A 15,121-nucleotide genomic window follows, 5' to 3' on the forward strand; every position below is an offset into this window, starting at 1 on the left:
ACGATTATGATTTCAGCTGGTAAGCAACTGCATAAAACTTGATCTGCTTTGTCATCGCCATCAGCCCGTTAGCTCTGGAAGGTGAAAGAAATTCCTGTAGTCCTATTTCTCCGATAAAATCAAAATCAGAATCCAGGATTTCCTGAGTGGAATGTCCACTGTAAATACTCACTAATAGAGAAACGATACCTTTGGGTAAAATACCATCAGAATCTGCATTAAAGAAAAGTTTCCCTTCTTTAAATTCAGCATCAATCCAAACTTTGCTCTGGCAGCCTTTAATAAGATTTTCTTCTGTTTTCTTATCATCCGGTAAGCCTTTCAGTTCTTTTCCAAGATCAATGATGTACTCATACTTTTGCTCCCAATCGTCAAGAAAAGCGAATTCGTCTATTATTTCCTGCTGTTTTTCTTTAATGGTCATTTTAAATCAAATTTCTTTTGCAAAGATAACCAATTTTGTAAAAATTATTTACCGGATGCTTTTTCAAAAAGCTGCAAGATTTTTGTTTCTTCATTCTCCCAGCAAAAAACATCTGCTGCCTTATTTAATTCACTTTGATAATACTGTCTTCCCCTATGAAGAACAAGATTAATTGCTTTCTCAATGGTTTCAGGCTGATGATCCGGAATAATTTCTCCTACATTAAATTGATTTTTTATCCTTTGCATCTCCGGAAAATTAATCATCACAAGCGGTACTCTAGACTGTATGTAATCACAAACCTTATTGGGAAGCGAATAATAGTAGCTTACCCCGTTGTTTTCTTCAAGACTGAATCCCGCATCAGCAGTTTTGGTTATTTCCCTAAGATTTTCCGGTTTCAGCTTACCCAGGAAAAATACTTTATCCTGCAGTTTTTCCTGAATAACAAGTTCCTCATATTCTTTTTTCTTTGGTCCGTCACCTGCAATTTTCAGGACAGCATCTTTAATATGATGCATTGCCAAAATCATTTTTTCTATACCTCTGGATTGATTAATTGCTCCCTGATACAGAATAATTTTAGGCTTATTATCGGGAATTTCCGGTGCAGAAAGAATTTTTCTCGGAATATTTCTAACCACTACCGGATTCACATTGTATTGTTCATGAAACCATTCTGCGTAGCTTTCACTTTCTGTCATCATCAAATCCATGTGAGGAACGAGCTTTCTCTCTAGCACTCTCCAGAATTTTTGCGAAAATCTGTTCTGAACCGATGGCATTTCCGTGAAAATTTCATGGCTGTCAAAGACTAGCGGAATGTTCAGTTTTCTGGCAATGAGATAATTTGGCAGAAGTGCATCAATGTCATTGGCATGAAGGATCGTATCTTTGTCCGCTTTTTTCTTCAGCTCTTTATATAATTTCCAGTTGAATTCAAAATAAGCGGTCTTTAAACTTTTAGACTTTAAGCTGATCCTTGAAAAAGAGTAAGGACGCTCCATTTTTTCATTTCCTTCCCAGTCGTTACCGATCAGTTCTATAGAATATCCGTTGTCAAAAAGGGTTTTGCATACCTTCTCTATCCGTTGGTCAGTATACAGATTACTAAAAGCAGAAGTAATTATTTTTTTCCTCATCAATCTTTCTTATCTAGCATTAAATAATAGATTTGAATGAAACAAATAAGCCCGTTTGGTATGATAACCGGCCAAAGCATTCCATTAAAGATACCATAAATGACAAAACAAATACAGCCAATCATATTGACCACTCTTATTTTTCTTACATCTTTCAGTATGAAACTCAATACGATAAAAAGAGAAGCAGAATAGCCGATGTAATTAGTAATTTCAGTATTCATGGGGGGAAATTTAAGGAGAACAAACTTAATCATTTTCAATAAGATAATAAAATTTTTTCTGCCATAAAGTCATTAATTGTTTTTTGGTAAAATATTTGTAATTTAGATAATGAATAAAAGGTAATGCTGCCTTTGTTCTAATGAGATATATTATGGATTATAAGTTTTCACAAGGTTTGAGCCAGGTGTTCAAACAAAGCAAAAGCGAAGCTAAAAGGCTGAAAAGTGAATTTCTTAATACAGAACATCTACTTTTAGGTATTATAAAAACGGAAAACTCTGCAAAAGAAATCCTTCAAAACCTTAATGCGGATTTAACACAAATCAGAAGAAAAATTGAAACTTTAAATACAGCAAGTCTAAATCCTATTTCTGAAGAGGTTACCAATATTTCTTTCACCAAGATGGCAGATCATGCCATTAAACGTGCAGAGTTAGAATGCCGCCAATATAAAAGCAATGAAATTAATACCGTTCACCTGCTTTTAGGTATTCTTTATAAATATGAGGACCCTACTTCAAATATTCTGGGAGCTTATGACATCGACTACGAAGGAGTTTCAAGAGAATACCAGACTATGCTTAAAAATTCAGGCCAGTCTCCTCAGATGAGTGCTTATGACGATGATGATGAGAGAGAAGAATTTGAGCAAATGAGAAAGCCTACAGGAAATCTAGGTTCTGCAAAAAGTAAAACGCCTACTTTGGATAACTTTGGTAGAGACCTTACTTCTTTGGCCAGAGATGGAAAACTGGACCCGGTGATCGGGCGTGAAAAAGAAATTGAGAGAGTTTCTCAGATCTTATCGCGTAGAAAGAAGAACAACCCTCTTCTTATCGGGGAGCCGGGAGTTGGTAAATCTGCCATTGCTGAAGGTTTAGCATTAAGAATTCAACAGAAAAAAGTGTCCAGAGTTCTTTACGGAAAACGTGTGATCACTTTAGATCTGGCAAGTTTAGTGGCCGGAACTAAATATCGTGGTCAGTTTGAGGAAAGAATGAAGGCCATTATGACGGAACTGGAGAAAAACAGAGATGTCATCTTATTTATTGATGAGCTACATACCATTGTAGGTGCGGGAAGTTCTACAGGAAGTTTAGATGCTTCCAATATGTTCAAACCGGCTTTGGCAAGAGGAGAAATTCAATGCATCGGGGCCACTACACTGGATGAATACCGTCAGTATATTGAAAAAGACGGAGCTTTGGAAAGAAGATTCCAGAAAGTAATGGTGGAACCTACTTCTATTGATGAAACTGTTCAGATCCTGAACCAGATCAAAGATAAATATGAAGAACATCATAATGTAATCTATACTCCGGAAGCAATTCTGGCTTGTGTCAATCTGACATCGAGATATATTACAGACCGTTTCTTACCGGACAAAGCGATTGATGCAATGGACGAAGCCGGATCACGTGTTTATATCAAAAACATGAAAGTTCCTACAGAAATCATTGATTTTGAAAAGAAAATCGAAGATATCAAAGAACTGAAACAAAAAGCAGTAAAAGCTCAGGACTATCTGGAAGCCAGAAAGCTGAAAGATGAGGAAGAACGTCTTCAGATGGAACTGAATTCGGCGCAGGAAAAATGGGATAAGGATGTAAAAGAGAAAAAAGAAACCGTAACAGAAGAAAATGTAGCGGAAGTGGTTTCTATGATGAGCGGTGTTCCGGTAACGAAAGTTGGTAAGAACGAGCTTGACAAATTGGCCCAAATGGATGAGAAGCTGAACGGAAAAGTAATCGGTCAGGAAGATGCTGTGAAGAAAGTCGTTAAGGCTATCCAAAGAAACAGAGCAGGTCTTAAAGATCCTAACCGCCCTATAGGTACCTTTATTTTCCTTGGAACAACAGGGGTTGGTAAGACCGAATTGGCTAAGGTAATGGCAAGAGAGCTTTTTGAATCCGATGAATCTCTGATCAGAATTGACATGAGTGAATACATGGAGAAATTCGCGGTTTCGAGATTAGTAGGTGCGCCTCCGGGATACGTTGGATACGAAGAAGGTGGTCAGCTGACAGAAGCAGTAAGAAGAAAGCCTTACGCAGTGGTTCTTTTGGATGAGATTGAAAAAGCTCACCCGGATGTATTCAATATTCTGTTACAGATTCTGGATGAAGGACACGTTACAGACAGCTTAGGAAGAAAAATTGATTTTAGAAATACCATCATTATTCTGACCTCAAACATCGGAACAAGAGATCTTAAAGATTTCGGAGACGGTGTAGGATTCGGAACTTCTGCGAAGAAAACCACTTCAGACTCAAGAGCGAGAAGCACTATTGAAAATGCCCTTAAAAAAGCATTTGCACCGGAATTCTTAAACAGAATTGATGATATTGTGATCTTCAACTCTCTTGTACAGGATGATATCAAGAAAATTATTGATATTGAACTGAATAAACTTTATGGCAGACTTGAAAAATTAGGATATAAAGTAGATCTTACTGAAGAAGCAAAAGACTTTATTTCTGAAAAAGGATGGGATAAAGATTTCGGAGCAAGACCATTGAAACGTGCCATCCAGAAGTATATTGAAGACTTATTGGCAGAAATGCTGGTAAACAAGCAATTGAGCGAAGGAGAAACCGTAGTTCTTGACCTTAATGAAGCAAAAGACGGATTGATCGGGAAAACGCAGAAAACGAAAAAATCAGCTGCAGAGAAATCTTCTCAATCTTAATTAAATAAGAAAGCAAATTTCAAATAGAAAATCCCTGGGAAATTTTCCCGGGGATTTTTGTTTTTCTAGGTTTAGGCTAAAGCCGAATGAATTTTATTTTTCTGATTAAACCTGCTAAAGCCCTACCACAAAACCAATATTCGGGATCAGGCCGCTGGAAAATACGCTGGAATTCTGCTTCCATAGCACGTTATACATTAAACCCAGCTGCATAAAAGAGTTATTTCCAATTCGCTGCATATATCCTCCGCCCAAATACAAGGCATTCTCTTCTGTATTATATTTATAATCGTAGTATTTATCTTTATAATCAACAAAATAATGCTGATAGTTGGCTCCTACATAAAATGATCTGGCGAAGTAGTAATTCACAAAAGGACCTACTCCAAACATGGTGGATTTATAATAATCAGAAGTCTGCCACGAAACACTCCCTAAGACTCCGCCTTCAAAATCATTCGTAAACCTGTAACCTACTCTTGGTGATGCGGACAGATTAAACGCGCTGTTGCTTCCAAATCCTAATCCAATGCCACCTCCAAATGTCCACTTACTGTTTTCCTGCATCGGCGTACCTGCTGAAATTTGGGAAAAAACTGACCCTGAAGATATCAGCATCATAGAAATAATAAACTTTTTCATATGTTATATTTTTGGTCTTACAATTATGCTCTCGTCTGTTTCCGGCTGCAGAGAGGTTGATAAAAAAGGGCTTAAGACACTATCGTTTTTATCAATGTTTAAAATTATGGTTTTTTTACGAATCTATTTAGTTGTATTTTTGCCGCATCAAACTAAGAACTCCCGTTAAGAGTTTCGTAAAATTGAAATACAATGAAAATAGTAGTAGGCCTCTCCGGAGGTGTAGATTCTAGTGTTACAGCATATTTGCTGCAGCAGCAAGGCCATGAGGTAGTGGCTTTATTCATGAGAAACTGGAACGATGCTTCCGTCACATTAGAAGATGAGTGTCCATGGATTGAGGACAGTAATGATGCCCTTATGGTGGCACAAAAGCTTGGAATTCCTTTCCAGGTGATCGACATGAGTGAACTTTACAAGGAACGCATTGTTGACTATATGTTTGCCGAATATGAAAAAGGCAGAACTCCCAACCCTGATGTATTGTGTAACAGAGAAGTAAAATTTGATGTTTTTATGAAGACCGCAATGTCTTTAGGAGCAGATAAAGTAGCAACAGGACATTATGCAAGGGTAAATTCTACTTTTGATGAAAACGGTAAAGAAATCTTCCACCTTCTGGCAGGAAAAGACAACAATAAAGACCAGTCTTATTTCCTTTGTCAGCTAAGTCAGGATCAGCTTTCAAAAGCGTTATTCCCGATTGGAGAACTTACAAAACCTCAGGTAAGAGAAATTGCAAAAGAAATCGGGCTGGTAACAGCAGATAAAAAAGATTCTCAGGGGTTATGTTTTATCGGAAAAGTCAGTCTTCCTCAGTTTTTACAACAGCAATTAAAACCTAACGAAGGGGAAATTGTAGAAATTTTCAAAGATTCTCCTTTATTTTCGGAAGAAAAACCTGATTTCACCTCCAAAGAAGAAGAACTTGAGTTTTTATCAAGAAAAATCAATTATAAAAAATCTGACGGAAAAGTTATCGGGAAACATCAGGGAGCCCAGTTTTTCACGATCGGACAAAGTAAAGGTCTTGGTATAGGCGGGCACAAAGAAAGCTGTTTTATCATCTCCAGAGATATGGAAAACAACATTCTTTTCGTAGGAGAAGGAAGCCATTTTCCTGGACTTCATAAAAAAGCTTTGAAAATTGACAATTCTGAACTGCACTGGGTTCGTGAAGATATGAGACTTCAGAACGGAGGATCTATGGAAGTAATGGCAAGATTCAGATACAGACAGCCTTTGCAGAAAGCGACGTTATATCAGTTTGAGAATGCTTTTTATATTGAATTTGACGAGCTTCAGTCTGCTATTGCCGAAGGACAGTTTGCTTCATGGTATATCGATGAGGAATTGATCGGTAGCGGCGTGATTTCATAAGAGTTTTTGAATGAAGAGGTTTTAACTACATCGAAATTGTTTTTTAAAGAAAATAATTTTTTTAAAAATTTTCTGTAACGTTTTTTTTGTTCTCATACTTACTGAGTAAATAAAAATACTAATATGAAAACATCTGCAAAAAACCAGTATGCTTATGTAAACAATATTCTGATTGCACTTGTATCCGCTATTTTCGGTTATAATTTTTATCAGGCCATTGTGCATCCGGAAAAATCCAATATCGCGATCAGTCTTATTTTAGTAGTCCTGACTTCCGTTATGGTTCGAAAATATGGCTATCAGCAGGTAAAAGAAGAAAAGAAAGATATTTAATATCAAACAAACATTATAAAGCCCGGAACATTTTTGTTTCGGGTTTGTTTTTAATAATGAATTTTACTTTATCTTTTCATTGACATGACTTGAGATAAAAATCAATGTAACAATACATTCTGTTATTAAGATCATCAAAAGAAATCCAACAGGCCTTCCCAGCATAACTCCTCTGATAAGCTTGATAATTCCTAAGAGGAAAATAAATCCTGCGAAATAATGTGTCGTACCTGAAATAGCTCCTTTCAAAGTTTTTAGAATGAAAAGCGAAGCATAAAATCCTGGAACCAGAATGAGATAGAACTTCAAAAAGTCAGGTCCTTTAAGAATAACCGGATTAAATGTCTGATGGACTGCCATAAGCCATATAAAGCCTATCACAACCGGAACTGAATGAATGATGAATTTTTTCATAATGGTTAGTTTTATTATCCTCCACAGCCTCCGCAACCACCGCAGCCGCCTCCACAACCATCTCCTCCGCTGCAGCTTGAGCCACCACAACTTCCTCCGTCATTATTTTGCTTATCTTTTCTGTTAGCGTCAGAAAACTCCTGATCTCCTATAATTGAAACAATAGTTCCCAGAATGAAAATAATCCCGAATACAACTCCAATAACCATTAACCCTGAAAAGTTATCTCCTTCTGTACACGACAATAAAAGCAGTGACACAAATATTGGGGCTAAGAAGGCCATTTTTCTCAGCCAGGATTGTACTTTAGATTTTTTCTTAATTTCTTTCCAGATTTCTTGGGGCGCTTCTTGCCGGAAAACCTGCCGATAACTTGCTAAAGTATCTTCAACCCATTTCTGATGTTTTTCTTTCTCTGCGAATCCACCTTTCGAAGGATGATGATGAAGCGGTCTTTTTAAGATGTGGGGACAAAATTCCTCCCAATAATTCTGGGTGTAGATCAGATGCATATGCCATACTTTATCCACAATTTTACTGGGAGAAGCTCCATGGGGAAGAATACAGCAGAGATACACGAACTTTTTGTATTCTTCAATTGCTTTTCTTGCGAAATCAAGACTCCAGCCTTCTTCTTTGGCCAGTTTTTTTGAGAAAGGGAAATCAGCCCCGGGAGCATCAAGGGAAAATGCCTGTATCCGGCTCCAGAGGCACTCATCTTTTACTATCATTTTTGTTTCCATTGTTTTGATTTTTGTTTTTCTATTCAAATATCAATGGATTATACAATATAAAAGTCTCTCAAAAGTCTTTTTTGGTTTGATAAAAATCTTAGATTAGTCTTATAATATATACCATGAAAAAGGAAGATATTCTGCATCTTGAGAAGCTCATGAATTTCTTAAGCCGGCAATTTTTAAAGAAAAACCATTGGGAAGATGTTACAAAAACTGAATGGTCTTATATCAGTGCTGAACTGAATGATCTGATTATCAAGGATCATTCAGAAAAAGAGATCAAAAAAGAGCCAGATCTTCTGGGAACAAATTATCTGTATGAGCATCTGATCATCAATAAACTGAAAAAATTCAGACAGAACGAAAATTCAGTTCTGAGCAGGCCCAATCTCGCCAAGCTGAGTTTAATTGTGAAAGTTCTGGGGTATTCCAATTATATCGATTTCATCAATTCTAATACAGAAGCATTCAATTTTAACGATCTCAGAATTGACATGAATAAGATTAATCTGAACACCGCTCTTTTAGACCGTTTAGTAGGCTGCTGGTATTCTTATAACAGAAATCTGCCCGATAATCCTTTGATGGCAAAAGAAGACCGTATATGGCGTTCTGCGATGGAAATTTATAAGTCTGAAACCACCGGAGAATATTTTATTGAAAGAAGCGGTGGTGATCACCATAAGTATTTCGGAAAGGTAACCGCTTATTCAGATTATGTTTTTATCATAATGAACAGCAATACATTTATCCGCCAGAGACATTTCATTTCAAGGATAAAGGATAGTAAAGAAAAACTTAAGAACCCGGATTATAAACTCCACGAAATCCACTTTATAAGCACCTGCATTAGCTTCAATCAGGAACCGATTGCCTTGTTTGAAATTTTCAGAAAAGCCGACAGAAAAAGCTTTATTTCTGATTCCATCAGTTTTCCCATTGACAGTGATGAAATCCCTGAATCTATCATTAAACAACTTGAAGATACGGAATCTAGCCGGATTGATTACAGATAGTTTTTAAAAAAAACTCAACAATAAACATCATCATCAATATATATAACGCCCCTGAAATATTTTTATTTCGGGGTTAATTATAATTCTTCTATGTCTAGAATACATTTAACTCTTAAAAATCAATTGATTACCGCAATTTTTATCTAAATTGATAGTTCTAAATATGAACCTTTCAATCGCAGTGCTATGGAATATTATGAATTGTATGAAGTTTTGAAAAAGCATTTTGATTCCGGAAAAAGCAGTCCTAAACTCAAAGAACTGAATGTAAGCATTGAATCAGTCCCTTTTGAATCCAAGGTTTGTGACCTTCTTTATGGCTCAGAAAATCAGCATTGCAGCAAACATCAGCAAACCCTCGAAATCAACAAAAACGGCTATCTCTTTTACAACCAACCTGCTGTAGACATCAAAGATTATGATATTGAATGCAATAAAAGGTTTGAGTATCATATTCTGAAGCGGGCAGATACTGAAACAGCCGAGGAAGCTCTGTTTTTCTTTCATGGACTGAATGAAAAGAAATGGGATAAATACCTGCCATGGGCATATGAACTGGCTCAAAGAACACAAAAGGCTATCATTTTGTTCCCCATTGCATTTCATATGGACCGTGCAGACCCTATCTGGAGTGACCGCCATCATATGATGGAAGTGGTTAATTTCAGAAAGAAAAAATATCCGGAAAACATGAATTACTCTTACGTGAATGCAGCCATAAGTTCCAGACTGGAAGCTCATCCACAAAGAATTTTCTGGTCCGGACTTCAGACATATTCGGATATTACTGAGGTGGTAAAAAGTATTAAAAACGGTAAAATCAAAAGTATTTCTCCAGAAGCAAATCTGGATTTATTTGGCTATTCTATAGGATCATTTCTTTCTTTAATTATCAAAATGGCTGATCCGAATCAGTATTTTACCCGTTCAAAAGTGTTTTGTTTTTGTGGAGGAATGACGATCGACAGGATGTTTCCTATCTCAAAATATATCATGGATACCCAGGCAACCGTTAAAATGCAGTCTGTTTTTACGGAATTGCTGAGCGCTGATTTTAAATCGGATCCACGTCTTAAACATTATCAGAATGAATCGTTGCATCCACAGGAAAGCTGGTTTAAAAAAATGCTGCGCTACAATTATTTTCAGAAAGAAAGAGAAGAAAGAATTCAGGAAATCCAATCTCAGATCAAAGCCTATGTTTTGGAAAAAGACAGTGTTGCTCCTCCTATAGAAGCTCTCAATACGCTGCGGGGCGGCTACAGGAATATCAATGTAGACATTGAAATCAAAGATTTTCCGTTTGAGTATTCCCATATGGTTCCGTTTCCGCTTACCCATAAACATTCAAAAGAAGTTACGGAAGCATTTCACCAGTTTGTACAGTCGGCCAGTGATTTTTATAATTCCTGATGATGGATTTTTCAGGGATAAAAGAGGGTAAGGAATAGTTTAAAGAATAATAATATGAGATCCATGGTGTATGTTTTTAGGTTAATACTTATCAACTGACCAACCAGTCTTTAAAATCTTTCACACGGTCTCTGCTGACCGTAATTTCCTCTTCCGGCTGAAATTCAAGATCCACTTTATAATAAGGCGAGGTATGAATATTTTTGATATAATCCGAACTGATAATGAACTGTCTGTTCACCCGGAAAAACTTTTTCGTATCCAGAACATCTTCCAACTCATCAAGCGTAAAATCTGATGGATAAGTACGGTCTTCCGTCTGAAGATAAACGATTTTATTTTCACTGAAAAAGCAGCTTATTTCGTGAGTCTGAATAATCTTAAGGTTGTAGCCTATTTTTACAAGCACTCTGGAAAGGGTAGATTTTTCTTTTCGGATTAACTGTTTGATATCCTGAGAGCCATTGGTGTCATTGGCAGGAATGAAGGATTTAAATTTCTCCACTGCTCCTTCCAGGTCTTCATCAAGAATGGGTTTTAAGAGATAATCAATGCTGTTCAGCTTAAAAGCTTTCAGGGTATATTGGTCAAAGGCTGTCGTATAGATGATGAAACCTTTGGTAGGAGCTTTTTCAAAGATATCAAAAGACAGTCCGTCTCCTAAAACAATATCGGAAAAGATCAGCTGTGGATGTTCGTTTTCAGAAAACCAGGCAACTCCTTCTTCCACTGATTCTATTTTAGCAACTATCTCTATTTCAGGAAAGTTATTCAGCATTCTCTCCAGTTTCCTTGAAGCAGGTTTTTCGTCTTCTATAATGACAGTTTTGATCATTGAGTTTAAATTTTGGTTTTCAGATTTTGGAAAATAAAGGTAGATAAAAGTGGATACATTTTAATACTTTATCGTTCTTTTATCTTTCCTGAGTTCTTTTTCAATCATATTATTTTCCCATTCAGAATCAAAAAGAAATAGTTTTGCTGCTTTTATGAGAATAATAAATGCCCAGATTGCAAGGATGGTATACCTGTCAAATAAACTCAAATGAATAATTTTTTCACCAAAAATATCATCAGGAATGATCAGAACGGCAAACAGGGCAAATATAAAAATGCTTTTATAGAATTTTCTGATACTATTCGTTCTTTCAGAGGCTGTTTCGTAATCCATGATTGTATATGTTTTTAGTTATGATTATTGTTTATAGTGTTTTTATTTTCTGTTTTTCATCTTTCTCCATAAGCTCTCTTATTTTTCTTTCTTCCCAGCTTTTACCAATTCCGAATACGCTTATGGCATGAAATGCAATTCCTACTCCCCATCCCAGTGCAGGCCATAAAAACCATAAATATCCGGGAGCAGTTATAATGTTCAGTATTGCTAAAAAAGGAATAATGATGCAGTAAGAGGTAAGATTTCCATAAAATTCTTTCAGATCTTTCACTCTTCTTGAAGCTTTTCTGTAAGCAATTGTTTCTTTGTCAGGTAAAATTTTCATAATGTTTTTTTTAAGAGGTTGATTTGTTTTTTCTTGAGTCAAAGGTAGCTCAGGAAAGTACCACAAATCAATTTTATATGACCGAACGGTAGATTATCCTATCTGAACTGTAAAAACCTGTCATTAATAGATAAACGGAATTAATTTTTTAGTACTTTTTCTGTATTCAATATACTCATCTCCAAACTGTTCTGTCAAAGCCTGTTCTTCAATCTTAATCCTGTAGGCGAAGGCCAAAAACGGAGGTAAAAAAGCAAAGATCAATGAAAGCCAGTTATTTAAATACAAACCGAGACCCAAAGAAGTCAGTAGAGAAAAAGCATAGGAAGGATGTCTCAGATATTTATAAAATCCCTCTTTTTTAATTTTATGATCCTGTCTGATAGTAACATCTACTGTAAAATATTTTCCCAAAGATCTGATGATCACATATCTGACAAGAATCCCGATAAGAATAAAAAGTTCACCCAGATATAAAATCCAGATGCCGTCAATTATTGGAAAATGAGTCTGATAAGACACAAATACTGAACTTGCAATGGAAAAAGGAATGGCCAGCCATAAGATATTCAGTGTAGATTTATCTTTGTTTTTCTGATCTTCTTTACCGGATTTCAACATGTTCTTGTAAAGGAATTCCGTGATAAACCAAGCGGCCATTGAAATGTAGAATAGAATTGATAAAGCATTCATTTCAACAAATTTAAAGTTAAAAGTATTTTGAAAAAGATAATTTATTTAGTGATCTTTCTGTTTATCCATCAGTTCCTTGATCTTCTTATCTTCCCATTTTTTGATAAAATTAACACGGGGCAGAAAAACGGTAACCGCATGTGCAGCAAGCCCTATTCCCCAGAAAGTTGCCGTAAAAAAGTTTTTAAACTGAAAATAGCTTTCGCCGGGCTTCAGATGCATACAATTATAGACAACAATCAGGGCATTCACTGCGATATAAGCGAATAAATGTCCATAAAATCCACGCAGTCTTTCTACCTGTCTTCTTGCCCGTTGATAATCCATATCGTTTTCGTCAAATGTTTCCATAAGCCTATTTTTTTTGTTTGTTCATAATTTCACGAATCTTCTTTTCCTGCCATGATTCTCCTACTCCAAACACCTGAAATGCATGAGAAGCAACACCTATTCCCCATCCCAGTACAGGAAACCAGAACCAGTGATTTCTACTGCTTGTAAAAAGGTTAATAAAGATTAAAAAAGCGCTTACCGTACAGTAAGAAATCAGGTTCATATAAAAACTCTTAATCTCTTTTACTCTCTTTTGTGCCCGTTTATAAGCAGCTGAATCATCCTCTGGTTTCGAGCTGGAAATATGCGGCTTAGTTATAAGCATTGGAAGTTTTACTTTAAAATGATCTTCGGATTTTTCGATGAAGACATTTCGTTCTGTAAGAAGGGAATAACGCTGTACGATATTAGCAAGACCAATTCCCGAGCTTTCCTTGATCTGTTCTCTTGCCTGAAGATTATTTTCAATACAGAGGGTATTTCCATCTGAAAAAATTCTAATGATCAAAGGTCTTGATGATGTTGCAAAATTGTGCTTGATACAGTTCTCCAACAATAGCTGCAAAGCTAATGGAACAACGTATTTCTGATAGTCTTCTTTGGCAACATCAAAACTAAAGTCCACACTGTCTTCAAACCTTGTTTTCAAAAGATCGCAATAGGTTTTTGCAAATTCTATTTCATCTTCTGCCGTTACCAGTTCTTTATCTTTTTGTTCAAGTACATATCGGTAAATCTTTGACATTGAAGCCGTAAACTTTTGTGCCTGTTTTGGATTTTCATCAATCAGAGAGCTTAAAACATTCAATGAATTGAAAAGGAAATGGGGATCCAGCTGGTTCTTTAAACTTTCAAACTGGGCATTAGCAGATTTGGCGATAAGCTTCTGTTCCACTACTTCTTTTTTGGAAGTCTTTTTCAGTTCTTCCATGAAACTTCTGGCATGAAGAAATGCGGATATCAGCAATGCAATATTGATGGTAAACCAATTCAGGAAATTATATTTTCCAAGGAAAAACTCTTCTGTAGTAGCCGCTTTCTGAATAAGTACAAAATTGACATAATTGCAAAAATAGACCAGCACAAAATTGGCCACAATAATTGAAATGATACTGATAACGGCCCTTTTGGTGGTAGCTTCAGACCACGGAATTTTCTTATTCAGAAAACTGTTCAGCAATCCATTTCCTCCTCCCAGCACAAAGGAATAAATAAAAGAAATGAGTATTGTATACAAAAAGTTTTCAAGGTTCTTTTCTTCTGTAAAGACAAAAAAGAAAAACATGGAGACTGCAAGTGATATCCAGAATAGTACGATAAAGTTTTTCCGTTTCATGATCTGTTTTCTTGACTCAAAATTAGTTTTTATTAAAGGTATCAAAAATTAATTGTTACCGAAGGGCTGATTTTCCTTTCCGAATGGTATTAAAAAACCTTCACGCGAATGAAGGTTGGTTTGTAAGTGAAATATGGAGAAAACTATTTTGCTTTTTCTACCGGTAAGCTTAAGAAATAATCAGCTTCTCCCTTTCCCCAGTTTGGATCTAAAGCCGTTTTGGGTTTATAGGTGTTAAATTTTGCCTGAGCCGCTTTAAACATCTCCAATCCTTTGGTTTTGCTGCCTCCGTACTGTTCGGGAGTAAAATAGACATCTTCTGCTTTGATCAGCGCAATTCTCGGATTCGAAGGATCTAATTTCTCCGCAATACTCATTTCCTCAGCAGCTCTTGCGCCATCTGTCATATAACGCTGTGCTGGATTCACCATCATTCTCAGAGAATAAGACATTTTTCTCAGCAGGTGAATTTCTGCATTATCAGTTCCTGCAAGATTCTGAGCCATTGAGAGATGCTTCTCTGCCTGGTCTGCAATACCATCCAATTCCTGCATTTTTCCGTCTCTCATCAGGGTTCTTCCTTTTTGGATATAAGAAAATGCAGCATAGTAAGCCGGAAGCCATTTTGTGCTTTCTTTACTTCCTATTCTCTGGAAATCATTCGCCAGAGTCTGGAAATCTTCTGAGGTTTTGCAGGTTTCAATTCTAGCTATTTTTTCAGACATTATTTTGTCATAATCTGCCTGTGCAAAAGCAGTTAAACTTACAAAAGCTAAAGCAAAGCTTAAAAGGTATTTTTTCATGATATCAAATTTTAAAAGTGAGTTATATTTTTTGTTCTAAGG

General features: G+C 36.2%; 18 protein-coding genes. 5 read left to right on the top strand and 13 right to left on the bottom strand.

What is annotated here, in order from left to right; all coding sequences use genetic code 11:
* Positions 1-4: 4 nt before the first annotated feature.
* Genes BW946_RS05170 through BW946_RS21630 form a run of 3 tightly spaced genes read right to left on the bottom strand, consistent with a single transcriptional unit; the run spans position 5 to position 1,790 of the window.
* Complete coding sequence (locus tag BW946_RS05170; protein WP_076595143.1) at positions 5-424, bottom strand: SufE family protein; 420 nt, start codon at positions 422-424, stop codon at positions 5-7.
* Positions 425-468: 44 nt separating this feature from the next.
* Entirely contained in the window at positions 469-1,566 is a 1,098-nt protein-coding gene (locus BW946_RS05175) for a glycosyltransferase (RefSeq protein ID WP_076595144.1), read from the bottom strand.
* Positions 1,566-1,790: a uroporphyrinogen decarboxylase gene (locus tag BW946_RS21630; RefSeq protein WP_076595145.1), complete on the bottom strand. Its 225-nt coding sequence runs from the start codon at positions 1,788-1,790 to the stop codon at positions 1,566-1,568. Before BW946_RS21630 ends, BW946_RS05175 begins: the two co-directional genes overlap by 1 nt.
* 152 nt (positions 1,791-1,942) lie before the next feature.
* Here BW946_RS21630 and BW946_RS05185 point away from each other — a divergent pair, with 152 nt between their 5' ends.
* Complete coding sequence (locus BW946_RS05185) at positions 1,943-4,480, top strand: ATP-dependent Clp protease ATP-binding subunit (protein WP_076595146.1); 2,538 nt, start codon at positions 1,943-1,945, stop codon at positions 4,478-4,480.
* 114 nt (positions 4,481-4,594) lie between these two features.
* Here BW946_RS05185 and BW946_RS05190 read toward each other — a convergent pair whose 3' ends face one another.
* On the bottom strand, positions 4,595-5,122 hold the full coding sequence (locus BW946_RS05190; protein ID WP_076595147.1) for a hypothetical protein: 528 nt from the start codon (positions 5,120-5,122) through the stop codon (positions 4,595-4,597).
* Positions 5,123-5,314: 192 nt separating this feature from the next.
* Here BW946_RS05190 and mnmA point away from each other — a divergent pair, with 192 nt between their 5' ends.
* Together mnmA and BW946_RS05200 are read left to right on the top strand one after the other, a co-directional pair.
* The gene (mnmA, locus tag BW946_RS05195; protein ID WP_076595148.1) at positions 5,315-6,502 is read left to right on the top strand and encodes a tRNA 2-thiouridine(34) synthase MnmA; all 1,188 of its coding nucleotides are present in this window, start codon (positions 5,315-5,317) and stop codon (positions 6,500-6,502) included.
* Positions 6,503-6,625: 123 nt separating this feature from the next.
* Positions 6,626-6,835, top strand: coding sequence for a hypothetical protein (locus tag BW946_RS05200; protein ID WP_076595149.1), 210 nt, complete (start codon positions 6,626-6,628; stop codon positions 6,833-6,835).
* Between the two features lie 63 nt (positions 6,836-6,898).
* On the opposite strand, the gene BW946_RS05205 is transcribed toward BW946_RS05200, so the two are convergent.
* The gene (locus BW946_RS05205; protein ID WP_076595150.1) at positions 6,899-7,249 is read right to left on the bottom strand and encodes a hypothetical protein; all 351 of its coding nucleotides are present in this window, start codon (positions 7,247-7,249) and stop codon (positions 6,899-6,901) included.
* Between the two features lie 14 nt (positions 7,250-7,263).
* Positions 7,264-7,992, bottom strand: a complete 729-nt coding sequence (locus BW946_RS05210) for a glycine-rich domain-containing protein (RefSeq protein WP_076595151.1) — start codon at positions 7,990-7,992, stop codon at positions 7,264-7,266.
* A 113-nt stretch (positions 7,993-8,105) separates the two neighbouring features.
* Here BW946_RS05210 and BW946_RS05215 point away from each other — a divergent pair, with 113 nt between their 5' ends.
* Both BW946_RS05215 and BW946_RS05220 read left to right on the top strand, forming a co-directional pair.
* Positions 8,106-9,002: a hypothetical protein gene (locus tag BW946_RS05215; protein WP_076595152.1), complete on the top strand. Its 897-nt coding sequence runs from the start codon at positions 8,106-8,108 to the stop codon at positions 9,000-9,002.
* Between the two features lie 186 nt (positions 9,003-9,188).
* Positions 9,189-10,415 (top strand): DUF6051 family protein, encoded by a 1,227-nt coding sequence (locus BW946_RS05220; RefSeq protein ID WP_076595153.1) that lies wholly within the window; start codon positions 9,189-9,191, stop codon positions 10,413-10,415.
* A gap of 91 nt (positions 10,416-10,506) precedes the next feature.
* Here the strand turns inward: BW946_RS05220 and BW946_RS05225 are convergent, their stop codons facing one another.
* The 7 genes from BW946_RS05225 to BW946_RS05255 all read right to left on the bottom strand — a co-directional run bounded on the left by BW946_RS05225 (position 10,507) and on the right by BW946_RS05255 (position 15,079).
* Positions 10,507-11,250 carry a LytR/AlgR family response regulator transcription factor gene (locus tag BW946_RS05225; protein ID WP_081906405.1) on the bottom strand — a complete coding sequence of 248 codons (744 nt, stop codon included), beginning with the start codon at positions 11,248-11,250 and terminating at the stop codon, positions 10,507-10,509.
* Between the two features lie 60 nt (positions 11,251-11,310).
* Positions 11,311-11,586, bottom strand: a complete 276-nt coding sequence (locus BW946_RS05230; RefSeq protein ID WP_076595154.1) for a 2TM domain-containing protein — start codon at positions 11,584-11,586, stop codon at positions 11,311-11,313.
* A 31-nt stretch (positions 11,587-11,617) separates the two neighbouring features.
* A complete protein-coding gene (locus tag BW946_RS05235) occupies positions 11,618-11,914 on the bottom strand; it encodes a 2TM domain-containing protein (RefSeq protein WP_076595310.1) in 297 nt (98 codons plus the stop codon).
* A gap of 123 nt (positions 11,915-12,037) precedes the next feature.
* Entirely contained in the window at positions 12,038-12,607 is a 570-nt protein-coding gene (locus tag BW946_RS05240) for a methyltransferase family protein (protein ID WP_076595155.1), read from the bottom strand.
* 45 nt (positions 12,608-12,652) lie between these two features.
* Positions 12,653-12,958 (bottom strand): 2TM domain-containing protein, encoded by a 306-nt coding sequence (locus tag BW946_RS05245; protein WP_076595156.1) that lies wholly within the window; start codon positions 12,956-12,958, stop codon positions 12,653-12,655.
* A gap of 4 nt (positions 12,959-12,962) precedes the next feature.
* Positions 12,963-14,276: a 2TM domain-containing protein gene (locus BW946_RS05250; RefSeq protein WP_076595157.1), complete on the bottom strand. Its 1,314-nt coding sequence runs from the start codon at positions 14,274-14,276 to the stop codon at positions 12,963-12,965.
* 143 nt (positions 14,277-14,419) lie between these two features.
* Positions 14,420-15,079, bottom strand: a complete 660-nt coding sequence (locus BW946_RS05255; RefSeq protein ID WP_076595158.1) for a hypothetical protein — start codon at positions 15,077-15,079, stop codon at positions 14,420-14,422.
* Positions 15,080-15,121 lie beyond the last annotated feature (42 nt).

Origin of the sequence: Chryseobacterium sp. RU33C (assembly GCF_900156015.1) — a bacterium.
GTDB lineage: Bacteria > Bacteroidota > Bacteroidia > Flavobacteriales > Weeksellaceae > Chryseobacterium > Chryseobacterium candidae.